Origin of the sequence: Pseudomonas sp. GCEP-101, assembly GCF_025133575.1 — a bacterium.
GTDB lineage: Bacteria > Pseudomonadota > Gammaproteobacteria > Pseudomonadales > Pseudomonadaceae > Pseudomonas > Pseudomonas nitroreducens_B.
This window is the reverse complement of the sequence record NZ_CP104011.1, coordinates 384,860-408,209: the sequence shown is the minus strand read 5'-3', so window position 1 is coordinate 408,209 and position 23,350 is coordinate 384,860. Positions and strand designations below refer to the sequence as shown.

Here is a 23,350-nt window from a genome sequence, read left to right as displayed (position 1 = left end):
GAGTTACTTTTCCAAACGCCGAAAAGTAACCAAAAGGCTTGCCCCGGACATCCGGTTTTTCGCTTAGGCGAAAAATTCCCTCGTGGAAGCGAAGTTTCAGGGGCCCGCGCTGACGGGCCATCCCTGGCCCGACAGCGCTCTCGCGACATCCATGTCGCTCAACCCCTGAAACTCCGCTTCCACTCGGCCTCCTGAACGGGGCATTCGGAGCGCCTGGATATTTCTCTGGAAGTCTTTAAAAACCAAGGCTGGAAACGGTCGGGATTGGGGCCTTTCGTAGGAGCGAGCTTGCTCGCGAACGGCGCAGCGCCAGGCCTATCGCGGACGAAGTCCGCTCCTACAAGGGGATCACCGATTTCGATTTGCGCTGGGCCTCAGAGCTTCTGGTCGCGCTCGTCGTCCTCATCGGGCTTGGTCTTGTTCACGCCTGGCAGGTGCAGGCCGCTTTCGGCGAGCTGGCCGCCTTCCATCTGCGGCTGGGTCACCCAGGTGAGGATGTCGTAGTAGCGGCGCACGTTCTGCACGAAGTGCACGGTCTCGCCGCCGCGCGCGTAGCCGTAGCGCGTCTTGCGGTAGTACTGCTTCTGCGCCAGGCGCGGCAGCATCTTCTTTACGTCGAGCCACTTGTTCGGGTTCAGGCCTTCCTGCTCGGCCATCTTGCGCGCGTCGTCCAGGTGCGCGCCGCCGATGTTGTAGGCGGCCAGGGCGAACCACATGCGGTCGGGGTCCTTGATGCTGTCGGGCAACTCGTCCTTGATCTGCACGTAATACTTGCTGCCGCCCTGGATGCTCTGCTTCGGGTCCAGGCGGTTGGCCACGCCCATAGCCTGGGCGGTGCGGTTGGTCAGCATCATCAGGCCACGCACGCCGGTCTTGGAGGTCGCGTCGGGCTGCCACATGGATTCCTGGTAGCCGATGGCGGCCAGCAGGCGCCAGTCTGCCTCGAGCTTGGTGCCGCTCTGACGGAAATGCTGCTCGTACTTGGGCAGACGCTGCTGCAGGTGCTGGGCGAAGGTGTAGGCACCGACGTAGCCCAGTACATCCACGTGGCCGTAGTAACGATCCTTCAGGCGTTGCAGCAGGCCGTCCTGCTTGGCCTTGTCGAGGAAGGCGTTGACCTTCTCCAGCAGGCTGTTGTCATCCCCCGCCGGCAGCGCCCAGGCCAGGCCCTTGGCATCGCCCAGATCGAAGGCGACGCGCACGTTGGGGAAGTACACCTGGTTCATCGCCAGTTCGTTGGAATCGACCAGGGTCAGGTCGATTTCGCCCACGTCCACCATGCGCAGCAGGTCGACCATTTCGTCGGCGTCGGACTCGCGGTATTCCAGCGCGGGGAATTGCTTCTTCAGCTCAGCCAGTTGCGAGGCATGGCTGCTGCCTTTCAGCACGACGATGCGCTTGCCAACCAGGTCTTCGGGGCGGGTAGGGCGCTGGGCGCCGTTGCGGTAGACGACCTGCGGGGTGACGTCGAGGTAGGAGTGCGAGTAGCGCACCTGGGCATCGCGATCGCCGCCCGGCGTCAGGCCGGCAGCGGCCAGGTTCGGGCCGCCATCGCGGCCGATGCGATCGTAGAGGTCGTCGATGTTGTCGGCGGTTTCGATCTGCAGCTGTACGCCCAGGCTGTCAGCAAAGCGCTTGGCCAGCTCGTACTCGAAGCCGGTATCGCCGTTGCGGTCCTGGAAGTAGGTGGCCGGACTGTTGCGGGTGATCACGCGCAGCACGCCGTCCTTCTGCACGCGCTCGAGGGCCGTGGGGGCTTTCGCCTCGCTACAGCCACAAAGCAGCAGAAAGATACAGGTCGCCAAGATCCAGGCGGTGCAGCGCACACGGGACACAGTCAGGGCAAGCATCAGGGCAGTATACGCAAAGGCCGCTTGGCGCCATATCTCGACAGGTCGAAGCTTCTCTGCTAGTTGCCGTGCCGTTCGTCGGCATTTTTCGCGCTGAAGGCCGGCGGGCCGGGCTTTTTCCTAGGCCGCTCGAAGGCCTTCGAAGATGAATGGCGATTTCCGCCGCAGCAGCGGCAAGGAAGGCACTTGAAAGGTGCCGCCAGCCAGCGCTTTACGGTAGAATGCACGGCCTCTGTGGGCCGGCCCGTCCGGCCCCACACACTTCCCCGTCTCCAGAGGCTGTTCCGACAATGCTGATCCTGCGCGGTGCTCCCGCCCTTTCCGCTTTCCGCCACGGCAAACTGCTCGACCTGCTGACCCAGCATGTGCCCGCCGTCACCGGGCTGTATGCCGAGTTTGCGCACTTCGCCGAGGTCACCGGAGCCCTCAACGCCGAGGAAGAACAAGTCCTGGCGCGCCTGCTGAAATACGGCCCCAGCGTCCCGGTGCAGGAACCCGCCGGCCGCCTGTTCCTGGTGGTCCCGCGCTTCGGCACCATCTCGCCCTGGTCGAGCAAGGCCTCGGACATCGCCCGCAACTGCGGCCTGGCGAAGATCGAGCGCCTCGAGCGCGGCATCGCCTACTACGTCACCGGTGAACTGAGCGAGGCCGACGCGCAAGCCGTCGCCGCCCGCCTGCATGACCGCATGACCCAGCTGGTGCTGAACCAGCTCGAAGACGCTTCCGCGCTGTTCAGCCACGCCCAGCCCAAGCCGCTGACCGTGGTGGACATCCTCGCCGGCGGCCGCGCCGCACTGGAGAAGGCCAACCTCGAGCTGGGCCTGGCCCTGGCCGAAGACGAGATCGACTACCTGGTGAAGAGCTTCGTCGAGCTGGGCCGCAACCCGCACGACGTCGAGCTGATGATGTTCGCCCAGGCCAACTCCGAACACTGCCGCCACAAGATCTTCAACGCCAGTTGGGACATCGACGGCCAGGCTCAGGACAAGAGCCTGTTCGGCATGATCAAGAACACTTATGAAATGCACCGCGAGGGCGTGCTGTCCGCCTACAAGGACAACGCCGCGGTCATGAAAGGCTACGTCGCCGGCCGCTTCTACCCGAACGCCGAGACCCGCCAGTACGGCGCCAGCGAAGAGCCGGTGCACATCCTGATGAAGGTGGAGACGCACAACCACCCGACCGCCATCGCCCCGTTCCCCGGCGCCTCCACCGGCTCCGGCGGCGAGATCCGCGACGAAGGCGCGACCGGCCGTGGCGCCAAGCCCAAGGCCGGCCTGGTCGGCTTCACCGTGTCCAACCTGAACATCCCCGGTTTCGAGCAGCCCTGGGAAGTGCCCTACGGCAAGCCCGAACGCATCGTCACCCCGCTGGACATCATGATCGAAGGCCCGCTGGGCGGCGCCGCGTTCAACAATGAATTCGGCCGCCCGAACCTGGCCGGCTACTTCCGTACCTTCGAGCAGGCCATCGCCACCCCGCGTGGTGAGGAAGTCCGCGGTTACCACAAGCCGATCATGATCGCCGGCGGCATGGGCAACATCCGCGAAGACCACGTGCAGAAGGGCGAGATCTCGGTCGGCGCCAAGCTGATCGTGCTCGGCGGCCCGGCCATGCTGATCGGCCTGGGCGGCGGCGCCGCGTCCTCCATGGCCACCGGCGCGTCCGCCGCGGACCTGGACTTCGCCTCGGTGCAGCGCGAGAACCCGGAAATGGAGCGCCGTTGCCAGGAGGTCATCGACCGCTGCTGGCAGATGGGCGACAAGAACCCCATCAAGTTCATCCACGACGTGGGCGCGGGCGGGATTTCCAACGCCCTGCCGGAACTGATCAACGACGGTGGCCGTGGCGGCCGCTTCGAACTGCGCAACGTGCCCAACGACGAGCCGGGCATGAGCCCGCTGGAAATCTGGTGCAACGAGTCGCAGGAACGCTACGTGATGTCGGTCGACGCTGCCGACTTCGAAACCTTCAAGGCCATCTGCGAGCGCGAGCGCTGCCCGTTCGCCGTGGTCGGCGAAGCCACCGAAGAGAAGCAGCTCACCGTCGCCGACAGCCACTTCGGCAACAAGCCGGTGGACATGCCGCTCGAAGTGCTGCTGGGCAAGCCGCCGCGCATGCACCGCTCGGTCACCCGCGAAGCCGAACTGGGCGATGACTTCGCCGCGGCCGGCCTGGACCTGACCGAGTCCACCGAGCGCGTGCTGCGCCACCCGGCCGTCGCCAGCAAGAACTTCCTGATCACCATCGGCGACCGCACCATCACCGGCCTGGTGGCCCGCGACCAGCTGGTCGGCCCGTGGCAGGTACCGGTGGCCGACTGCGCCGTCACCGCCACCAGCTTCGACGTCTACACCGGTGAAGCCATGGCCATGGGCGAGCGCACCCCGCTGGCCCTGATTGACGCCCCGGCCTCCGGCCGCATGGCGATCGGCGAGACCATCACCAACCTGGCCGCCGCCAGCATCGACAAGATCTCCGAGATCAAGCTCTCCGCCAACTGGATGGCCGCCGCCGGCCACCCGGGCGAGGACGCGCGCCTGTACGACACCGTCAAGGCCGTCGGCATGGAGCTGTGCCCGGCGCTGGGCATCACCATCCCGGTGGGCAAGGACTCCATGTCCATGAAGACCCGCTGGCAGGATGGCGACGCCGAGAAGAGCGTCACCTCGCCGATGTCGCTGATCATCTCCGGCTTCGCCCCGGTCAACGACATCCGCAAGACCCTGACCCCGCAGCTGCGCCTGGACAAGGGCGAAACCGACCTGATCGTCATCGACCTGGGCCGTGGCAAGAACCGCATGGGCGGCTCCATTCTCGCCCAGGTCAACGGCCAGATCGGCCGCGCCGCGCCGGACGTCGACGATGCCGAGGACCTGAAAGCCTTCTTCGCCGTGATCCAGGGCCTGAACACCGACGGCCACCTGCTGGCCTACCACGACCGTTCCGACGGCGGCCTGATGGCCACCGTGGTGGAAATGGCCTTCGCCGGTCATTGCGGCCTGGACCTGAACCTCGACGCCCTGGCCGACAGCCGTGACGACCTGACCGCCGCCCTGTTCAACGAAGAACTCGGCGCGGTGATCCAGGTGCGCAGCGGCGCGACGCCGGAAGTGCTCGCCCAGTTCAGCGCTGCCGGCCTGGAAGACTGCGTCGCCGTCATCGGCCAGCCGGCCAATGGCGCCGATATCGAGCTGTCGTTCGGCGGCGAGCGCGTCTTCAGCGCCCAGCGCCGGAACCTGCAGCGCATCTGGAGCGAGACCAGCTACCGCATCCAGCGCATGCGCGACAACGCCGACTGTGCCGACCAGGAATTCGACGGCCTGCTGGCAGAAGACAACCCCGGCCTGTCGGTGAAACTGAGCTTCGACGTCAACGACAACATCGCTGCGCCCTACATCAAGAAAGGCGTGCGCCCGCAGATCGCCATCCTGCGCGAGCAAGGCGTCAACGGTCAGGTGGAAATGGCCGCGGCCTTCGACCGCGCCGGCTTCGCCGCCGTCGACGTGCACATGAGCGACATCCTCTCCGGTCGCATCAGCCTGGAGCAGTTCAAGGGCCTGGTGGCCTGCGGCGGCTTCTCCTACGGCGACGTACTGGGCGCCGGCGAGGGCTGGGCCAAGTCGATCCTGTTCAACGCCCGTGCCCGCGATGGCTTCCAGGCCTTCTTCGAGCGCAAGGACAGCTTCGCCCTGGGCGTGTGCAACGGTTGCCAGATGATGTCCAACCTGCACGAGCTGATCCCCGGCACTGAATTCTGGCCGCACTTCGTGCGCAACCGCTCCGAGCAGTTCGAAGCGCGCGTGGCGATGGTCCAGGTGCAGGAGTCGCAGTCGATCTTCCTGCAGGGCATGGCCGGTTCGCGCCTGCCGATCGCCATCGCCCACGGCGAAGGCCATGCGGAGTTCGAAAGCGAGGAAGCGCTGCTGGAAGCCGACCTGTCCGGCACCGTGGCCCTGCGCTTCGTCGACAACCTGGGCAAGGTCACCGAGAGCTACCCGGCCAACCCGAACGGCTCGCCGCGCGGCATCACCGGCCTTACCAGCCGCGACGGCCGCGTGACCATCATGATGCCGCACCCGGAACGCGTGTTCCGCGCCGTGCAGAACTCCTGGCGTCCGGACGAGTGGGAAGAGGACGGCGGCTGGATGCGCATGTTCCGCAACGCCCGCGTCTGGGTCGGCTGAGTCTGGCCTGAGGCGACACGAAAAGGGGAAAGCTTGGCTTTCCCCTTTTTCTTTACCTGGCTTAATGAACGGGAGGCACTTTGGCAGGTGAGAAGGTGATGCCGGAAGTTCGGGCGGTCCAGCCGGGTCAGGTGCTGCGCCTGTGCCGCTGCGGGCAGTGCGTGACGTTGCCGGATGCCGGCGTGGAGTGTGTCGATGCGCTGGAGCTGACGGTCAGTCGCGAGCGGCATCTGCTGTTATGCCGCTGCGGGCGTTCGGCAACGCTGCCGTATTGCGACGGTTCCCACGCACCTGCTGCGCCTGGTCTGAAGGAACGCTGGCGCCGCTTCACAGGACGGTGAGGTCGAAGTCCGTCACAGATTTCAGACAAAGTCGTTCACCGGCGAACAAGCCCGGCACCCGACGGTCGAACTTGCACGATGACCAGCAAGTCATAAGAGGCAAAGTGCCACTATTTGTGGCAGCATTTGTCACCCGTGGCGCTCTTTGTCACGGCTGTGTCCCTGTTTCGATCGGAGTCTCCGATGTACAAACTGTGTTTCTACGTTCCGGAAAGCCATCTGGAACCGGTCAAGAGGGCGGTGTTCGCCGCCGGTGCAGGACGCATCGGTGCCTACGACAGCTGTTGCTGGCAGGCGCTCGGACAGGGACAGTTTCGCCCGTTGCAGGGCAGCAATCCGTTCATCGGCCAGGCCGGCAGCGTCGAGCAGGTCGCCGAGTGGAAGGTGGAGATGGTGGTGGCCGACGAGTTGATCCATGACTCGGTGAAGGCCCTCAAGCAGGCGCATCCCTACGAAACGCCGGCCTTCGAGGTCTGGCGGCTCTCGGACATGGTGTTCTGATCGCTACGAAAAAGGCGCCCGCAGGCGCCTTTTTTCTTGCCCCGTCAATCAGCCGGGCAGCGCGCCGAGGGATTGCCCCAACGCGCCGGCGCGGGGCCCCACCAGCAGGTGATAGACGCCCTCGGCCACCTGGCTGACACCCTGGCAGCCCAGTTCGGTGAGTCGCTTCTGCTGCAACTGCTGGCCGTTCCTCAGCGCCACCCGCAGGCGCGTCATCGCCACGCTTTCCAGGCTGACCAGGTTGTCCCGGCCGCCCAGGGCCTGCAGCCACTGACCGGCTTCCTGTGAGGAGATGCGCTCGACCGGTTGCTCAGCCGGGGCCTCGCTGGCGGATTGGGCGGCATGCTCCTGGAGGATGCCGGCGGGCAGCGCGCGGCGGATTTCGTCAGCGATGCTGTCGGCTTCCGGACCGACCACGACCTGCAGGCTGCCCGCTTTGCCAGGGCGCACCACGGCCATTGCGCCCAGCGCCTTGAGCTGCGCGTCGGAGGCTTTGTTACGGTCCAGCAGTTTCAGGCGCAGGCGGGTGGTGCAGGCATCCACGACTTCCAGGTTGGCGGCGCCGCCGAGGGCCTTGATGAAGGCGGGCGCGCGCTGCTCGGAGGAAGGGGGAGCTGCTTCGGCGTCGGTGTTTTCGCTGCTTTCCTCCCGGCCAGGCGTTTTCAGGCGGAAACGGCGGATGCAGAAGTCGAACACGAAGTAGTAGGTGAGGGCGTAGCACAGCCCCAGTGGCCAGATCATCCAGCCGTTGGTGGACTTGCCCCAGCCCAGGGCCAGGTCGATGGCGCCGCCGGAGAAGGTAAAGCCCAGGCGGATGTTCAGCAGGTCGGTGATGGCCATCGACAGCCCCGTCAGCAGTGCGTGCAGCGCATAGAGCAGCGGGGCGAGGAACATGAAGGCGAACTCCACCGGTTCGGTGACGCCGGTGAGGAAGGCGGTGAGCGCCATCGACAGCAGCAGCCCGCCAACCAGCTTGCGGCGTTCCGGCAGAGCGTTGCGGTACATGGCCAGGCAGGCCGCGGGCAGGCCGAACATCATCACCGGGAACATGCCGGCCATGAACTGGCCGCCTTTCGGGTCGCCGGCAAAGTAGCGGGCGAGGTCGCCGGTGACCTGGCGGCCGGTTTCCGGATCGGGGAAGGCGCCGAAGACGAACCACATCAGGTTGTTAAGGATGTGATGCAGGCCGGTGACGATCAGCAGGCGGTTGAGCACGCCGAAGGCGAAGGCGCCGAAGCTGCCGCTGCCCACCAGCAGGTTGCCGAGGTCGTCGATGACCCCCTGCACCGGCGGCCACACCAGCCCGAACAGCACGCCCAGGCCCAGGGTGGCGAGGCCGGTGATGATGGGCACGAAGCGGCGGCCGCCGAAGAAGGCGAGGTACTGCGGCAGCGCGATGTCCTTGAAGCGGTTGTACAGCGTGCCGGCCACCAGGCCGCTGACGATGCCCGACAGCACGCCCATGTTGATGTGCGGGTCGATGGCGTTGAGCGTCGACATCATCACCAGGTAGCCCACGGCCCCGGCCAGGCCGGCGGTGCCATTGTTGTCGCGGGCGAAACCGACGGAAATGCCGATGGCGAAGATCAACGCCAGGTTGGCGAAGATGGCGTTGCCGGCATCGTGGATCAGCAGGATGTTCAGCAGGTCCTTGTCGCCCAGGCGAAGCAGCAGCCCGGCAATTGGCAGGATGGCGATCGGCAGCATCAGGGCGCGGCCCAGGCGCTGCAGCGTCTCGATGAAACCGCCGTAGAGATGCGCGAGCAACTGGCGCGGGCCTTGCGCGGTCTGGAGCAGGTCTGTGGTCATGGTGTCACTCCGATTCTTGTTGTCGGGCTTCAGGCGTGCGGCCAGAAGCGGGCGCAGGCGTCGCGCACGGCGCGGGCGCTGCCCAGGGCCAGCAATTCCTGGCTGCGTTGGCGGCAGTCTTCCGCGTTGAGTTCGCGGACTCTCGCCTTGATTTCGCCGACCAGGCCGGGGCTGACCGAGAGCTCCTGCACGCCCAGCCCGATCAGCACGGGCGTGGCCAGCGCTTCGGAGGCCAGCGCGCCACACACGCCCACCCAACGGCCATGGCGCGCGGCACCGGCGCAGGTCTGGGCGATCAGCCGCAGCAGCGCCGGGTGCAGTGCATCGATGCGCGCGGCGAGCCCGGCGTGGCAGCGGTCCATGGCCAGGGTGTACTGCGACAGGTCGTTGGTGCCGATGGACAGGAAGTCCGCATGCTCGGCCAACTGGTCGGCCAGCAGGGCGGCGGAGGGCACCTCGATCATCACGCCCAGTTCGGGGCGTTCCTCGATGCCCAGCTCGTGTGCCAACTGGTCCAGGCGCTGGCGGATGGCGATCAGTTCGTCCACCTCGCTGACCATGGGCAGCAGCACGCGGCAGCGGCGGATCGGCGCTACCCGCAGCAGGGCGCGCAACTGCTGGTCGAGCAGCTGCGGCAGCGCCTGGCCGAGGCGGATGCCGCGCAGGCCCAGGGCCGGGTTTTCTTCGGCAGGCAGTGGCAGGTAGGCGAGGTGCTTGTCGCCACCCACGTCGATGGTGCGGATGATCACCCGGCTCTCGCCCATGGCGTCCAGTACGCCCTGGTAGGCGTGCTGCTGCTCCTCTTCGTTCGGCGCCTGCTGGCGGTCGAGGAAGAGGAATTCGGTACGCAGCAGGCCCACGCCGTCGGCGCCGGCGGCGAAGGCTTCGGCGGCTTCCTCAGGGTTGGCGACGTTGGCGCCCACTTCGATGTGCCGCCCGTCGCGGGTCACGGCGGCTTGCCGGGCCCGGGCGCGCTGCTGCTGGCGCGCCTGCTCGCGTTGTTCGCGTTGCATGGCGACCTGGGCGATCCGTTCGGCGCTGGGGGCGTACTCCAGGCGGCCGTTGCTGGCGTCGAGCACCAGCACGCGGCCTTCGTCGAGTTCGAGCACTTGCGGGCCGAGGGCGACCAGGCACGGCAGGCCCTTGGCGCGGGCGAGGATGGCGACGTGGGAGGTGGCGCCGCCCTCGGCCATGCACAGGCCGGCAACGCCGGCGCGGACCAGCGGGCCAAGGTCGGACGGGGTGATTTCCTGGGCGGCGACCAGGCTGCCGGCGGCGATGGCCTGTTCGCCGTCATTGCCGAGCAGAACGCGCAGCACGCGCTTTTCCAGGTCGCGCAGATCATTGGCGCGCTCGGCCAGCAGCGGGTTGCCCAGCGACTGGAGAATGCCGCAGTGGGTCTGCACGGCGCGGTGCCAGGCATGGGCGGCGCTGACGCGCTGGTCGATCAGCAGGTCGGCGGCATCGAGCAGGCCCGGGTCCTCCAGCAGGGCGAGGTGCGCGGTGAAGATCGCTTCCTCGTCGGCATGGCCTTGCCTGGCGGCCTGTTGCAGGGTGGCGCGCACGTCGCCGCGAACCCGCTCCAGCGCTTGGTCCAGGGCGCGGTGCTGTTCGTCTGGCTGGGAATCGCCACGATCATCCGGCAGGTGGAGGGCGCCCAGGCGCACCAGCGGGCCGCTGGCCAGGCCGGGGGAAGCGCAGACGCCGGCCAGCACGCCGGGCTCTTCCGCGCCGCGCGGCGCCGCGACGGGGAGCGGCGTGACCGGCTGCGGCGTGGGTTCGGCGCCTGCGGTAGCCAGTGTCTCGAGCAGGGCGTGGAGCGCCGCTTCGCTGTCCGCGCCGCGGCAGATCACTTCCACCTCGTCCTGTTCGCCGACGCCCAGGCCCATGATGCCGACCAGGCTGTCGACGCTGGCGGAGCGGCCAGCGAAGCGCAATTCGGCGCGGCTGGAGAATGCCTGGGCGCTCTTGCGCAACAGTGCGGCCGGCCGGGCATGCAGGCCGCCGTGCAAGGCGACGCGGACGTGGCCACGGGATTCGCCGCCGCTGCCGGCTGGTTCGGCGGTTGCCGGCGCGCTGCCGGTTCGGCTGAGTTGCAGCAGCGGCGCGCCGACGTCCACGCAGGTGGTGGTCAGCGGGCGCAGTTGGAAGCCTTCGCCATTGGTGAGGATCAGCACCGTGATCAGGCTCTTGCTGCCGCGTGCCACCTTGTCCAGATCGAAGCGCAGCAGCGGCTGGCCCTCCGTGATCCGCGTCCCTTCCTGGACCAGGGCATCGAAGCCCTCGCCCTGCAGCTCGACGGTGTCCAGGCCCAGGTGCAACAGCAGCTCGGCGCCGTTGTCGGCCTTCAGGGTCACGGCATGGCGCGTCCGCGCGACGTGCATGACCACACCGGCGCAGGGCGCGTAGAGGCAGTCGTTCAGCGGGTCGATGGCGATGCCGTCGCCCATGGCGCCGCTGGAGAACACCGGGTCGGGGACGCGGCTGAGGGGCATCACGGGCCCGCTCAAGAAGGCTTTGAGGGCCAGGTTGTTGTTGTTCATGGTGGCTGCGCTCAGTGGGTGCGGGTGACCTTGCTCAGGTGCCGCGGCTGGTCCGGGTTCATGCCGCGCGCCTGGGAAAGGCCGGCGGCCATGACGTAGAAACTCTGAATGGCCAGGATCGGGTCGAGCGCCGGGTGGGCGGCGGTGGCCAGCGGCAGGTCGCGGCCGGCGACGTCGTCCGGGGCGGCGAGCAGCACGCGCGCGCCGCGCTGGCGCATGTCCTCGGCCAGGGCCAGCAGGCCGGCCTGCTCGGGGCCGCGGGGGGCCAGGACGAGCAGGGGGTAATGCTTGTCCACCAGGGCCATCGGGCCGTGGCGCACTTCGGCGCTGCTGAAGGCTTCGGCCTGGATCGCCGAGGTCTCCTTGAACTTCAGCGCGGCCTCCTGGGCCACGGCGAAGCCGGTGCCACGGCCGATCACCATCAGTCGCTCGCAGTCGCGCAGGGCATGAATGGCCGGTGTCCAGTCGAGGTCCGCGGCGCGCCTGAGGTCCGCGGCCAGTTCGCTGCCGGCGTCGAGCAAGGCCTGGTCGCCTTGCCAGTGCGCCAGCAGGCGGGTCGAGGCGCTGAGGGTGGCGATGAAGCTCTTGGTGGCGGCGACGCTGCGTTCGGGGCCCGCGCACAGCGGTACGGTGAACTCGGCGGCGGCTTCCAGCGGCGAGCCCTCGGCGTTGACCAGGGCAACGCTCACGGCGCCGCGCTCGCGCAGGCGGCTGAGGCTGTCGACCAGGTCGGGGCTCTGGCCGGATTGCGAGAAGGCGAAGGCGACCTGGCCCTCGACCTGCAGCGGCGCCTGGCGCAGGGTCACCACCGACATCGGCAGCGAGGCCACCGGCAGGCCGGCGTGCTGCATGGTCAGGTAGGCGAAGTAGCTGGCGGCGTGGTCCGAGCTGCCGCGGGCGACGGTCATTGCCAGCCTGGGCGCGGCGGCGCGCAGGCGCTCGCCCAGGTCGGGCAGGCGCGCGTCCAGGACGGGCAGCTGGCGCGCCACCACATCGGCGGCGGACAGTGCTTCTTCAAGCATCAGCGAGGTCAAGCGGATCTCCTTCGACCCAGACGGTCTCGAGGGTCAGGGAACGGTCCAGGCGCACGATGTCGGCCCAGGCTCCGGGGGTGAGGCGGCCGCGCTCGGCCAGCCCCAGGTAGTCGGCGGGGAATTGCGAGAGGCGCTGGGAGGCTTCGGCGATGGGCAGGCCGATCTTCACCAGGTTGCGCAGGGCCTGGTCCATGGTCAGCGTGCTGCCGGCCAGGGTGCCGTCGGGCAGGCGCACGCCGCCCAGGCACTTGGTGACGGTATGGCTGCCCAGCTTGTATTCGCCGTCAGGCATGCCGGCGGCGGCGGTGGAGTCGGTCACGCAGTACAGGCACGGGATCGAGCGCAGGGCGACCTTGATGGCGCCGGGATGCACGTGCAGCAGGTCGGGGATCAACTCGGCGAACTGTGCGTGGGCCAGGGCGGCGCCGACCATGCCGGGTTCGCGGTGGTGCAGGCCGGTCATGGCGTTGTACAGGTGGGTGAAGCTGGTGGCGCCGGCCTCCATGGCCGCGACGCCATCCTCGTAGCTGCCCAGCGTGTGGCCGATCTGCAGGCGCACGCCGCGATCGGCAAGGGCGCGGATCAACGGCAGGTGGCCAGCGATTTCCGGGGCGATGGTGATCACCCGGATCGGCGCCAGGCGCAGGAATGCATCCACTTCCTCCAGCACCGCGGCGTGGGCGAAGTTGGGTTGCGCACCGAGCTTGCCGGAGTTGATGAACGGGCCTTCCAGGTGCACGCCGAGTACGCGTGCGGCCTGGCCGCGCGGTGCCTGGCAATACTCGCCGAGCGCGCCGAGCACGCCGCTGATTTCCTCCCGTGGCGCCGTCATGGTGGTGGCGAGCAGCGAGGTGGTGCCGAAGCGCAGGTGGGTTCGGGCAATGGCGGCGAACGCGGCAGCGCCTTCCATGATGTCGTGGCCGCCGCCGCCATGGACGTGGAGGTCGATGAAGCCGGGCAGCAGGTAGGGCAGGTCGTTGTGCGAAGGATCGCCGAGCGAGCCTTCGATGCGCTGGATACGGCCGTCCTGCAGGTGCAGGCTGCCGACGATCCAGCCCATGGGGGTAAGGATGTTGCCTTCGAGCATGGAAATGGTCCCGCGTCAGCGCCGCAGTTCGGCGACGAAGTCGTAGTAGTCGTTGCGGCAGTAGGTGTCGGTCAGCTCGATTGCGGTGTTGTCTTCGAGGTAGCCGATACGGGTCATCAGCAGCATCGCGGTGCCGGGCTTGATGCCCACCAGCGCGGCCTCCTCGGCGGAGGCGTTGATCGCCTGCACGTGCTGCAGGGCGCGAACCACCGGGCGGCCAATGGCGTCCAGGTGGGCGTAGAGGGAATGGCCCACTGCCGTCGGGTCACCCAGCAGGCGCGCCGGCAGCGTGCTGTGCTCGATGGCCATGACCACGCCGTCCGCCTTGCGCAGGCGCTTCATGCGCACCACCTTCTCGGTGGGCGACAGGCCCAGGCGGATCACTTCTTCATGGGTGGGCAGGCTGATCTCCCGTTCCAGCCAGGTGGAGCTGGGGGTGAAACCCTTCAGGCGGAGCATTTCGCTGAAGCTGGACAGCCGTGACAGCGGTTGCTCCAGGCGCGGCGTGATGAAGGTGCCGGAGCCCTGGATGCGATGCACCAGACCTTGCTCGAGCAGGACTTCCAGGGCCTTGCGGGCGGTGACCCGCGACAGACCCAGGTGTTCGCTCAGGTGGCGTTCGGAGGGCAGCGCTTCCTCGGCGCGCCAGTGGCCGGCATGGATGGCGGCTTCCAGGCTGCGGGCCAACTGCAGGTAGAGCGGGGTGGACAGGGATTCGTCCGGGCGCAGGGCCTGCAGGCGTTGCTCGGCACTGATCAGGGTGGGCTGGCTGGTCATGGCGGGGCTCGGTGGCGAGGTCAGTGGAATTTACGCTAATACCACTTAGATACCACGTCAACGCCGCTCAGCCGGCCCGGGGCGACAGCCGACGAACTGCATTCTGCGTCACGGAACGTCGATAATCGGCGAGACACCGCGAGCAAAGCCTTGCCAGCGATCAGCGAATGCGAGAAGGGGACAACGAAAAACGCCGCCAGGGCTGGGCCGCGGCGGCGTTCGGGATGGAACTGGTATCAGTGTGGTCGCGTCAGGGACGGATCTCGATCAGCGTCCCGTCCTTGACCAGGCTCCAGACCTCGCGCATGTCGGCGTTGGTCATGGCGATGCAGCCATTGGTCCAGTCCAGGGTGGAGAAGTACCACTCGGGGTATTCGTCATCCACTGGCGTGCCGTGGATCATGATCATGCCGCCGGGCGACAGGCTTTTTTCCCGCGCCTTGGCCACGTCGCGCGCGTTGGGGTAGGAGATGTGCATGGACAGGTTGTACTTGTCGCTGGTCTTGCGCCAGTCGACCCAGTAGAAGCCTTCCGGCGTACGGTTGTCGCCCTCGGCCAGCTTCGGCCCTTGCGGGCGCTTGCCCAGGGACACGCGGTAACTCTTGAGAACCTTGCCGTTGCTCATGAGGTGCAGTTTGCGCTCGGACTTGAGCACGAGAATCTTGTCGATATGACCGTCGAGCGTGGGCGTCGCATTGGCATGCGAGAACGCTGCGAAGGTCAGACAAAGTACGGCAATCAACCAGCGCATCTGGTGGTGTTCCCCGGGTAGTTCCTAAAGGCTTAGAGTCGGTAAACGAGCTTATTGGTTCTTTTTCTGTGCAGGCATCGGGAGAATCCCTTCATTGCGTACCGGGAAGTTCTGAACCAGCCGATCCGCGAGGAAATATTCTAAGGTACGGCCCACAGTGGGGAAAGCCAGCTCGTCCCACGGAATGTCGGATTCTTCGAAGAGTTGCACGTCCAGGCTTTCCTCGCCGGCGCTGAAGTGCAGGTCGGCCAGTTCCGCGCGGAAGAACACATAAACCTGGCTGATATGCGGCAGATCAAAGACCGTATACAGCTGCAGGCCATTGACCCGTGCGTTGGCTTCTTCGAGGGTTTCGCGGGCCGCGGCCTGTTCCAGGGTCTCGCCGTTCTCCATGAAGCCTGCCGGCAGTGTCCAGAACCCCTGGCGCGGCGCAATGGCGCGACGGCAGAGGAGGATGCGCCCCTCCCAGACCGGCAGGCAGCCGGCGACGATACGCGGGTTCTGGTAATGCACGGTCTGGCACTGGTCGCAGACGAAGCGCGGGCGGTTGTCGCCGCTGGGAGTGCGCAGGCTCACGCCGGCGCCGCACAGGCTGCAGAATTTCATGCCGCTTCCTTGTTATTGGATGGGGCAATCTTGCGCGCTGCGCGGCGCGCCCAGCAAGGGGCGGGGGTTGGGCAGGGGCGTCTTTCGTGCCATGATCCTTCCATTAGAAGAATCGGCCCCCGCAGGATGTTCGGCATGCTGGACCAGCTGCGCCAACGCATACAGACGCATACGCCAAGCGACCTTGAAACGGACCACAGCTTCCCGGAAGCGGCGGTCCTGCTCCCCATCACTCCCCGGGAAGAGCTCGTGCTCACCCTGCGCGCGACCGGGCTTTCGACCCACAGCGGCGAAGTTGCCTTCCCCGGCGGGCGTCGCGACCCCGAGGATGTGGACCTGATCCACACCGCCCTGCGCGAGGCAGAGGAAGAGATCGCCCTGCCGCCGGGCCTGGTCGAGGTCGTCGGACCGTTGAGCACACTGGTGTCGCGGCACGGTATCCTGGTCAAGCCATTCGTCGGCTTCGTCCCCGATTTCGTGGAGTACCGCCCCAACGACGGCGAGATCGATGCCGTGTTCAAGGTGCCGCTGGAGTTCTTCCGTGGCGACCCGCGGGAAACCACCCACCGCATCGACTATTTCGGCCGCAGCTGGTACGTCCCGAGCTACCTGTTCGAGGGCTACAAGATCTGGGGCCTGTCCGCGATCATGCTGGTCGAGCTGCTCAACCTGCTGTACGACGCCCGCATCGACCTGCACCAGCCGCCGTCGCAGTTCATCAAGCTGAGCTGAGACGTCAGAATAAAGAGCGGCCCCCGCCTGAGGAGAAACCCATGAAGTACCGCCTGGGCTCGTCCCGAGTCGAAACCCATCCGGAAAGCTGGATCGCCCCCAACGCCACGGTGGTCGGCAAGGTGCGCCTCGACGCCGGTGCCAGCGTGTGGTTCAACGCCGTGCTGCGCGGCGACAACGAGCTGATCCACATCGGCGAGCACAGCAACGTACAGGACGGCACCGTCATGCACACCGACATGGGCTTCCCGCTGACCCTGGGCAAGGGCGTCACCATCGGCCACAACGCCATGCTGCACGGCTGCCAGGTGGGCGACTACAGCCTCATCGGCATCAATGCGGTGATCCTCAACGGCGCGAAGATCGGCAAGTACTGCATCATCGGCGCCAACGCGCTGATCCCCGAGGGCAAGGAGATTCCCGATGGCTCGCTGGTCATGGGCTCCCCCGGCAAGGTGGTGCGCGAACTGACCGAGCCGCAGAAGAAGATGCTCGAAGCCAGCGCCGCCCATTACGTCCACAACGCCCAGCGCTACGCCCGCGATCTGGCCGAGCAGGAAGAATGAACGAAGAACGTCCCGTCGCCTCGCCCTGCGTGCATGTCTGCGCGCTGGACGATGCCGACATCTGTCTGGGCTGCCAGCGCAGCGCCGCCGAAATCACCCGCTGGGGCCTGATGGACAATGCCGAGCGCCGCGAGGTGCTCAAGCGTTGCCAGCAGCGCGCCCGCGAGCAGGGCGTGCTGGTCTAGCGCCGCCACGCCCCAGAGCCTTCCCGTTTCGAACTATCCCTTCCCGAGGTTTCCCGCAATGCCCCGTATTGGAACTCCCCTGTCGCCGAGCGCGACCCGCGTACTGCTCTGTGGCTCCGGCGAGCTGGGCAAGGAAGTGGCGATCGAACTGCAGCGCCTGGGCTGCGAAGTCATCGCCGTCGATCGCTACGCCAACGCGCCGGCCATGCAGGTCGCGCACCGCAGCCATGTGATCAGCATGCTCGACGGCGTCGCCCTGCGCGCGGTGATCGAGCAGGAGAAGCCGCACTACATCGTGCCGGAGATCGAGGCGATCGCCACCGCCACCCTGGTCGAGCTGGAAAGCGAAGGCTACACCGTCATTCCCACCGCCCGTGCCGCGCAGCTGACCATGAACCGCGAGGGCATCCGTCGCCTGGCCGCCGAAGAGCTGGGCCTGCCGACCTCGCCGTATCACTTCGCCGACACCTATGAAGACTACGCCGCCGGCGTGGCCGCGGTGGGCTACCCGTGCGTGGTGAAGCCGATCATGAGCTCCTCGGGCAAGGGCCAGAGCGTGCTCAAGTCCGACGCTGACCTGAAGACCGCCTGGGACTATGCCCAGGAAGGCGGCCGCGCCGGCAAGGGCCGGGTGATCGTCGAGGGCTTCATCGATTTCGATTACGAAATCACCCTGCTGACCGTGCGCCACATCGGCGGCACCACCTTCTGCGCGCCCATCGGCCATCGCCAGGTGAAGGGCGACTACCACGAGTCCTGGCAGCCGCAGGCCATGAGCCCGAAGGCCCTCGCGGAGTCCGAGCGCGTGGCCAAGGCCGTCACCGAAGCGCTGGGCGGCCGTGGCCTGTTCGGCGTGGAGCTGTTCGTGAAGGGCGATCAAGTGTGGTTCAGCGAAGTCTCGCCGCGCCCGCACGACACCGGCCTGGTCACGCTGATTTCCCAGGACCTCTCCGAGTTCGCCCTGCACGCCCGCGCCATCCTCGGTCTGCCGATCCCGGTGATCCGTCAGCTGGGTGATTCCGCCTCGGCGGTGATCCTGGTGGAAGGCACGTCGCAGCAGGTGTCCTTCGGCAACCTGGGCGCCGCCCTGAGCGAGCCGGACACCGCCCTGCGCCTGTTCGGCAAGCCGGAAGTGGACGGCCAGCGCCGCATGGGCGTGGCCCTGGCACGCGACGAATCGATCGACGCCGCCCGCGCCAAGGCCACCCGCTCGGCCCAGACGGTCAACGTCGAGCTGTGAGCCGCTGGGCGGGGTTGGTGTGGTGGGTGGCGGCGCTGCCGCTGCTGCCACTGGCCCTGCCCATGGCCGTGCGCACCCGGCGCACGGCCTTGCGCCTGGCTCCCGCCGCCGGCGTCTGTGAAGGTGTTGCCGGGGCGGAGTGCGCTGGCGAGCCTTTTCGCCTGTTGCTGCTGGGCGAGTCCACCGTCGCCGGTGTCGGTGCGTCCTGCCTGGATTTTGCGCTGGCCGGCCGGCTGGCCCTGGCGCTATCGGGCCGACTGGAGCGCCCCGTCGCCTGGCGCGCGGTCGGGGAGAATGGCATCACCGCCGGCGAAGCCTGCGCCCGGCTTCTACCGCGGGTGGCCGAGCAGGACTATGACCTGGTGGCGCTGGTGTTCGGCGTCAACGACACCACGCAGTTCAGCTCCAGCCGGCGTTGGCTGGGTGCGCTGGAACAATTGATCGAACACTTTCGCCAGCGCGGCGCGCAGGTCGTGTGCACGTCGGTGCCGCCCTTGCAGCACTTCACGGCATTGCCCTGGCTACTGCGGCACATGCTCGGCCGGCGCGCGGCGCTGCTGGATCGTCAGCTCAGCGCGTTGGCATTGGCACAGGACGCAGGTTACTGCGCAGTGAGCCTGGAGATGCAGCCGCAATTCCTCGCCATCGACGGCTACCACCCCTCGGCGCTGGGCTACCAGGTCTGGGGTGAACAACTGGCGCAGTGGCTGGTGTCGCGGCCCTTGGCGGAAGTCGGGTTAGACTTTACGGTTCTTTGAACGGCAGCGGGGCATCCGTACCGCGGCGCACCTCGAAGGCGTTCAGGGTCATGGCGACCAGCGCGTAGTAGCCGAAGATCCCGATCAACTCCACCAGCCCGGCCTCGCCGAAGCAGGCCGTGGCTTCGTCATACAGCGCCTGCTCGATGCGGCGGGTTTCGTACAGCGAGCGCCCCAGGCGATGGATTAGGCGTTCGTCTTCGCGCTGGAAGTCCGGCGTTTGGCCCAGTCGCAGTGCGTCGATCACCGGGTCGCTGAGGCCGGCCTGGCGCGCGATGGGTTCGTGGATCTGCCATTCCGCCTGGGATTGCCACCAGGCGGCGGTGACCAGGATCGCCAGTTCGCTCAGGCGCAGCTCCAGGCGGGTGCCGTAGCGGCAGAAGGCCCCGAGTTTCTGGGCGTTGTCCGCCAGGCCAGGGCTGTGGACCCAGGCCAGGAACGGGCCGTCGAGGTTGCCGCGCGGGCCGCTGAGGATGTCCTGCAGTACGCGGCGCTGCTCTTCGTCCATGGTCGAGTCGGTCAGTGCGGGCAGGCGTGAATCGATGTTCATGCAAGGTCCCTCACAAGCTGCCAATGGCTTTGACGATGGCGCGCTGCAGCTTCTCGGTCAGCTCGTCCAGCTGCGCCTCTTCGAGGATGAAGGGCGGGGCGAGGAGAATGTGGTCGCCGCTGCGTCCATCCAGCGTGCCGCCCATGGGGTAGCACATCAGGCCTTCCTGCATGGCGGCCTTCTTGATGCGCGCGTGCAGTTTCGCTTCGGCGGGGAAGGGCGCCTTGCTGGCGCGGTCGGCGACCAGTTCGACTCCCTGGAACAGCCCGCGGCCACGAAGGTCGCCGATGTTCGGGTGTTCGCCCAGTGTGCTGCGCAACCGTTGCTGGAGCTTCTCGCCGAGGTCCCGCACGCGTGGCAGCAGGTTGCGTTGTTCGATGGTCTTCTGTACCGCCAGCGCGGCGGCGCAGGCGGTGGCGTGGCCGATGTAGGTGTGGCCGTGCTGGAAGAACCCCGAGCCCGTGGCGATGGCATCGTGGATGCGCTGGCTGACCAGGGTCGCGCCGATGGGTTGGTAGCCGGCGCCCAGGCCCTTGGCGACGGTGATGAGGTCCGCGCTGATGCCTTCCTGTTCGGCGGCGAACAGCGTGCCGGTGCGGCCCATGCCGCACATCACTTCATCGAGGATCAGCAGCACGCCATAGCGGTCGCAGATGTCCCGCACGCGCTTGAAGTAGCCCGGCACGGCGGTCACCGCGCCAAGGGTGGCACCCACCACCGGTTCGGCGACGAAGGCCATGACCTTGTCCGGGCCCAGGTTGAGGATTTCCGCTTCCAGCTCCCGCGCCAGGCGTTCGCCGTAGGCTTCCGGCGTTTCGCCTTCGGCCTGGCCGCGATAGGCATAGCAGGGGCTGACGTGGCTGACGTCGATGAGCAGCGGCTGGAACTGCTGGCGCCGCCAGGCGTTGCCGCCGGTGGCGAGGGCGCCGAGGGTGTTGCCGTGGTAGCTCTGGCGCCGCGCGATCAGGTGCGTGCGCTGTGGCTGGCCGATCTCCACGAAGTACTGGCGGGCCAGCTTGAGCGCCGCTTCCACCGCCTCCGAACCACCCGAGACGAAGTACACCGAGCGCATTCCGGCGGGGGCGCGGGCGATGAGGAAGTCCGCCAGCTCTTCCATCGGCTCGCTGGTGAAGAAGGAGGTATGGGCATAGGCCAGGTTGCCGATCTGCCGGCGGACCGCCTCGATCACCTCGGCATCGCTGTGCCCCAGGCAGGACACCGCCGCGCCACCGCTGGCGTCCAGGTAGCGGCGGCCGTCGCTGTCGATCAGGTAGGCGCCCTCGCCGCGAACGGCCGTGGGGTAGGACTGGGTGAGGCTGCGGTGCAGGACGTGGCTCATGGTGACCTCCAGGGTTTGCGCAAATATTAAATGCATTTTTGCGATTGGCAAATTTTTATTGCGCAGTGGAAGGGTCGCCGAAGCTCGCTGGAGGCCTCTACTTCCGTGCAAATCCTCGCGAGGCGGGCGCTGGCGGTCATTTCCGTGGTGTTGCTGGAAGGCGAAAAAAGCTTGCAATGATTTTATTTGCATGTTTATTTTGCATGAAAGCACGCAAGTGCATGCAGCCCCGAATGTGGGTTAGCCGCTCAAAACAATAAAGTCCGGGCCCAGGCCCGTTGCATCGAACTGCCGCTAATGCGCGCCGCCCTCGTGGGGCGGCGCATCCCGCCGTCCCGCAAGAGGAAGTCCTGCATGAAAAAGTTGCTGCAAGCCTCGTTCGCCGCGCTCTCCCTGTTCGCCGCCAGCCAGTCGATGGCCGCCGACAAGGACCTGTTGATCGCCACCGACACCGCCTTCGTCCCCTTCGAGTTCAAGCAGGGCGACAAGTACGTCGGCTTCGATATCGATCTCTGGGAAGCCATCGCCAAGGAAATGGGCGTGAGCTACCAGCTCAAGCCGATGGATTTCAACGGCATCATCCCCGCGCTGCAGACCCGCAACGTCGACGCCGCCCTGGCCGGCATCACCATCAAGGAAGACCGCAAGCAGGTCATCGACTTCTCCGACGGCTACTACGACAGCGGCTTCCTGCTGATGGTCAAGGCCGACAACGACAGCATCAAGAGCCCCGCCGACATCGCCGGCAAGAGCCTGGCCGTGAAGAGCGGCACCTCGGCGGCGGACTACGCCAAGGCCAATCTGAAGGCCGGCGACCTGCGCCAGTTCCCCAATGTCGACAACGCCTACCTGGAGCTTCGCACCGGCCGCGTCGATGCGGCGATGCACGACACGCCGAACGTCCTTTACTACATCAAGACCGCCGGCGACGGGCAGGTGAAGGCCGTGGGCGAGCAGATGATGGCGCAGCAGTACGGCATCGGCTTCCCCAAGGGCAGCGAGCTGCGCGAGCCGGTGAACGCGGCGCTGAAGAAGCTGCGTGAGAACGGCACCTACGCGCATATCTACCGCAAGTGGTTCGGCACCGACCCGAAATAAGGCAGAGGTAGTCATCCATGCATTTCCAATGGTCCGCCATCTGGGACGCGTTGCCGGTGCTGCTCGAGGGCGCCCGGCTGACCCTGTGGATATCCATTCTCGGCCTGGTCGGCGGCGCGGTGATCGGTCTGGTGGCCGGCGTCGGCCGCGCCTACGGCGGCTTCATCGGCAGCCGCCTGGCGCTGGTGTTCGTCGAGCTGATCCGCGGCACGCCGATCATGGTCCAGGTGATGTTCATCTACTTCGCCCTGCCGTTGATGATCCCGGTGCGCATCGACCCGTTCAGCGCGGCGGTGGTCACCATCATGATCAACTCCGGGGCCTACATCGCCGAGATCACCCGCGGCGCGCTGCTCTCGGTGAACAAGGGCTTCCGCGAGGCGGGGCTGGCGCTGGGGCTGTCCGGGCGCGACACCTTGCGCTACGTGATCGCGCCGCTGGCCTTCCGTCGGATGATCCCGGCGCTGGGCAACCAGTGGATCGTGAGCATCAAGGACACCTCGCTGTTCATCGTCATCGGCGTCGCCGAGCTGACCCGCCAGGGCCAGGAAGTGATCGCCGGCAACTTCCGCGCGATGGAAATCTGGTCGGCGGTGGCGGTGATCTACCTGATCATCACGCTGGTACTGAGTTACGTGCTGCGGCGCATGGAATCGAGGCTGAAGATCCTATGATCGAGTTCAAGCAGGTCTCCAAGCACTTTGGCGAAACCCAGGTGCTCCACGACATCAACCTGAAGATCGGCAACGGCGAGGTGGTGGTGATCATCGGCCCGTCCGGCTCCGGCAAGTCCACCTTGCTGCGCTGCATCAACAAGCTGGAGGTGATCACCGACGGCGAGCTGTTCGTCGACGGCATGGAGGTCAACGACCCGAAGGTGGACGAGCGCCTGATCCGCCAGGAGGCGGGGATGGTGTTCCAGCAGTTCCACCTGTTCCCGCAGATGACCGCGCTGGAGAACGTCGCCTTCGGCCCGATCCGCGTGCGCGGGGCGAAGAAGGCGGATGCCGAGGCCCTGGCGCGGCAGTTGCTGGCGAAGGTGGGGCTCTCCGAGCGCGCCGGCCACTACCCATCGGAGCTGTCCGGCGGCCAGCAGCAGCGCGTGGCCATCGCCCGCGCGCTGGCGGTGAAGCCCAAGCTGATGCTGTTCGACGAGCCCACCTCGGCGCTCGACCCCGAGCTGCGCCACGAGGTGCTGCAGGTGATGAAGGACCTGGCGGAGGAGGGCATGACCATGGTCATCGTCACCCACGAGATCGATTTTGCCCGCAAGGTCGCCTCGCGCCTGATCTTCATCGACAAGGGCCGCATCACCGAGGACGGCGATCCCGCCAGCCTGATCGGCAACCCCACCAGCCCGCGCCTGCGCGAGTTCCTGCAACATGTCGCCTGAGGT

Annotated in this window: 21 protein-coding genes; 11 read left to right on the top strand and 10 right to left on the bottom strand. The window is 67.0% G+C overall.

Annotated features, from left to right (window positions below; all coding sequences use genetic code 11):
- Window positions 1-374 precede the first annotated feature (374 nt).
- On the bottom strand, window positions 375-1,850 hold the full coding sequence (gene mltF / locus N0B71_RS01880; protein ID WP_259756893.1) for a membrane-bound lytic murein transglycosylase MltF: 1,476 nt from the start codon (window positions 1,848-1,850) through the stop codon (window positions 375-377).
- Window positions 1,851-2,140: 290 nt separating this feature from the next.
- On the opposite strand from mltF, the gene purL reads away from it, so the two are divergent.
- The 3 genes from purL (at window position 2,141) to N0B71_RS01865 (ending at window position 6,879) form a co-directional block, all read left to right on the top strand.
- A complete protein-coding gene (gene purL / locus N0B71_RS01875; protein WP_259756891.1) occupies window positions 2,141-6,037 on the top strand; it encodes a phosphoribosylformylglycinamidine synthase in 3,897 nt (1,298 codons plus the stop codon).
- A 98-nt stretch (window positions 6,038-6,135) separates the two neighbouring features.
- Complete coding sequence (locus N0B71_RS01870) at window positions 6,136-6,378, top strand: CDGSH iron-sulfur domain-containing protein (RefSeq protein WP_259756889.1); 243 nt, start codon at window positions 6,136-6,138, stop codon at window positions 6,376-6,378.
- Between the two features lie 183 nt (window positions 6,379-6,561).
- Complete coding sequence (locus tag N0B71_RS01865) at window positions 6,562-6,879, top strand: Nif3-like dinuclear metal center hexameric protein (RefSeq protein WP_259756887.1); 318 nt, start codon at window positions 6,562-6,564, stop codon at window positions 6,877-6,879.
- A 48-nt stretch (window positions 6,880-6,927) separates the two neighbouring features.
- Here N0B71_RS01865 and nagE read toward each other — a convergent pair whose 3' ends face one another.
- The 7 genes from nagE to N0B71_RS01830 form a co-directional block, all read right to left on the bottom strand.
- Entirely contained in the window at window positions 6,928-8,586 is a 1,659-nt protein-coding gene (nagE, locus tag N0B71_RS01860) for an N-acetylglucosamine-specific PTS transporter subunit IIBC (RefSeq protein ID WP_259759713.1), read from the bottom strand.
- Window positions 8,587-8,717: 131 nt separating this feature from the next.
- Window positions 8,718-11,231, bottom strand: a complete 2,514-nt coding sequence (ptsP, locus tag N0B71_RS01855; RefSeq protein WP_259756886.1) for a phosphoenolpyruvate--protein phosphotransferase — start codon at window positions 11,229-11,231, stop codon at window positions 8,718-8,720.
- An 11-nt stretch (window positions 11,232-11,242) separates the two neighbouring features.
- Entirely contained in the window at window positions 11,243-12,265 is a 1,023-nt protein-coding gene (locus N0B71_RS01850) for an SIS domain-containing protein (RefSeq protein WP_259756885.1), read from the bottom strand.
- Complete coding sequence (gene nagA, locus N0B71_RS01845) at window positions 12,246-13,352, bottom strand: N-acetylglucosamine-6-phosphate deacetylase (RefSeq protein ID WP_259756883.1); 1,107 nt, start codon at window positions 13,350-13,352, stop codon at window positions 12,246-12,248. The genes N0B71_RS01850 and nagA overlap by 20 nt, the downstream gene beginning before the upstream one ends.
- 15 nt (window positions 13,353-13,367) lie before the next feature.
- Window positions 13,368-14,129: a GntR family transcriptional regulator gene (locus N0B71_RS01840; protein WP_259756881.1), complete on the bottom strand. Its 762-nt coding sequence runs from the start codon at window positions 14,127-14,129 to the stop codon at window positions 13,368-13,370.
- A 250-nt stretch (window positions 14,130-14,379) separates the two neighbouring features.
- Window positions 14,380-14,880, bottom strand: coding sequence for a L,D-transpeptidase family protein (locus N0B71_RS01835; RefSeq protein WP_259756879.1), 501 nt, complete (start codon window positions 14,878-14,880; stop codon window positions 14,380-14,382).
- 51 nt (window positions 14,881-14,931) lie between these two features.
- The gene (locus N0B71_RS01830) at window positions 14,932-15,486 is read right to left on the bottom strand and encodes an NUDIX hydrolase (RefSeq protein WP_259756877.1); all 555 of its coding nucleotides are present in this window, start codon (window positions 15,484-15,486) and stop codon (window positions 14,932-14,934) included.
- A gap of 135 nt (window positions 15,487-15,621) precedes the next feature.
- On the opposite strand from N0B71_RS01830, the gene N0B71_RS01825 reads away from it, so the two are divergent.
- From N0B71_RS01825 to N0B71_RS01805, 5 genes are read left to right on the top strand one after another with little or no spacing between them, the layout of a single operon-like run.
- Complete coding sequence (locus N0B71_RS01825; RefSeq protein ID WP_416788835.1) at window positions 15,622-16,218, top strand: NUDIX hydrolase; 597 nt, start codon at window positions 15,622-15,624, stop codon at window positions 16,216-16,218.
- Window positions 16,219-16,259: 41 nt separating this feature from the next.
- Window positions 16,260-16,784, top strand: coding sequence for a gamma carbonic anhydrase family protein (locus N0B71_RS01820; RefSeq protein WP_205337077.1), 525 nt, complete (start codon window positions 16,260-16,262; stop codon window positions 16,782-16,784).
- Window positions 16,781-16,969, top strand: coding sequence for a DUF1289 domain-containing protein (locus N0B71_RS01815; RefSeq protein ID WP_259756874.1), 189 nt, complete (start codon window positions 16,781-16,783; stop codon window positions 16,967-16,969). The genes N0B71_RS01820 and N0B71_RS01815 overlap by 4 nt, the downstream gene beginning before the upstream one ends.
- Before the next feature lie 58 nt (window positions 16,970-17,027).
- The gene (gene purT / locus N0B71_RS01810; protein ID WP_259756873.1) at window positions 17,028-18,209 is read left to right on the top strand and encodes a formate-dependent phosphoribosylglycinamide formyltransferase; all 1,182 of its coding nucleotides are present in this window, start codon (window positions 17,028-17,030) and stop codon (window positions 18,207-18,209) included.
- Entirely contained in the window at window positions 18,206-18,967 is a 762-nt protein-coding gene (locus N0B71_RS01805; RefSeq protein ID WP_259756871.1) for an SGNH/GDSL hydrolase family protein, read from the top strand. Before purT ends, N0B71_RS01805 begins: the two co-directional genes overlap by 4 nt.
- On the opposite strand, the gene N0B71_RS01800 is transcribed toward N0B71_RS01805, so the two are convergent.
- Both N0B71_RS01800 and N0B71_RS01795 read right to left on the bottom strand, forming a co-directional pair.
- Window positions 18,954-19,517 (bottom strand): carboxymuconolactone decarboxylase family protein, encoded by a 564-nt coding sequence (locus N0B71_RS01800; protein WP_259756869.1) that lies wholly within the window; start codon window positions 19,515-19,517, stop codon window positions 18,954-18,956. The genes N0B71_RS01805 and N0B71_RS01800 overlap by 14 nt on opposite strands.
- Window positions 19,518-19,527: 10 nt before the next feature.
- Window positions 19,528-20,856 carry an aspartate aminotransferase family protein gene (locus N0B71_RS01795; RefSeq protein ID WP_259756868.1) on the bottom strand — a complete coding sequence of 443 codons (1,329 nt, stop codon included), beginning with the start codon at window positions 20,854-20,856 and terminating at the stop codon, window positions 19,528-19,530.
- A gap of 354 nt (window positions 20,857-21,210) precedes the next feature.
- Here N0B71_RS01795 and glnH point away from each other — a divergent pair, with 354 nt between their 5' ends.
- From glnH to glnQ, 3 genes are read left to right on the top strand one after another with little or no spacing between them, the layout of a single operon-like run.
- Complete coding sequence (glnH, locus tag N0B71_RS01790; RefSeq protein WP_259756867.1) at window positions 21,211-21,954, top strand: glutamine ABC transporter substrate-binding protein GlnH; 744 nt, start codon at window positions 21,211-21,213, stop codon at window positions 21,952-21,954.
- A 17-nt stretch (window positions 21,955-21,971) separates the two neighbouring features.
- Window positions 21,972-22,628, top strand: a complete 657-nt coding sequence (glnP, locus tag N0B71_RS01785; RefSeq protein ID WP_259756866.1) for a glutamine ABC transporter permease GlnP — start codon at window positions 21,972-21,974, stop codon at window positions 22,626-22,628.
- Window positions 22,625-23,347, top strand: coding sequence for a glutamine ABC transporter ATP-binding protein GlnQ (glnQ, locus tag N0B71_RS01780; RefSeq protein ID WP_259756865.1), 723 nt, complete (start codon window positions 22,625-22,627; stop codon window positions 23,345-23,347). The genes glnP and glnQ overlap by 4 nt, the downstream gene beginning before the upstream one ends.
- The last annotated feature ends 3 nt before the right edge of the window (window positions 23,348-23,350 follow it).